General features: G+C 66.4%; 1 protein-coding gene. It reads left to right on the top strand.

Going from position 1 to position 271, the window contains the following annotated elements; all coding sequences use genetic code 11:
• Window positions 1–271: hypothetical protein (locus tag C1X29_RS29295; protein WP_218275720.1), on the top strand; the 271-nt coding region annotated here is incomplete at both ends.

Here is a 271-nt window from a genome sequence, read left to right as displayed (position 1 = left end):
CCCACGGCGTGCCGTTCGAAGTCCACGGCGAGCGAGGCTCCTCCTGGGATTCCTTCGTCAAGCGATGGATGCCGGGCTGGGATGAGCCGCAGATCACCTACGGCGACTCGGATCCAGCGATCGGCGCCCAGGAGGTGAAGGTCCTCCTGGAGAGAGGTGCCGAAGGTGTCGCCGAACTCGCCCGGTTGGCGGATAGGCGCCTCGGCGTCGGCTTTCCCGACAAGGTGACCGCCTCCCCGGAACTCGGAGACGAACTGGAACGCCTCATCCA

The sequence above is a fragment of the Pseudomonas sp. GW456-12-10-14-LB2 genome (genome assembly GCF_002884345.1).
Classification (GTDB): Bacteria; Pseudomonadota; Gammaproteobacteria; order Pseudomonadales; family Pseudomonadaceae; genus Aquipseudomonas; species Aquipseudomonas paraglycinae.
Note: the sequence above shows the minus strand (reverse complement) of the source record. Positions and strands in the feature narration are given on the sequence as shown.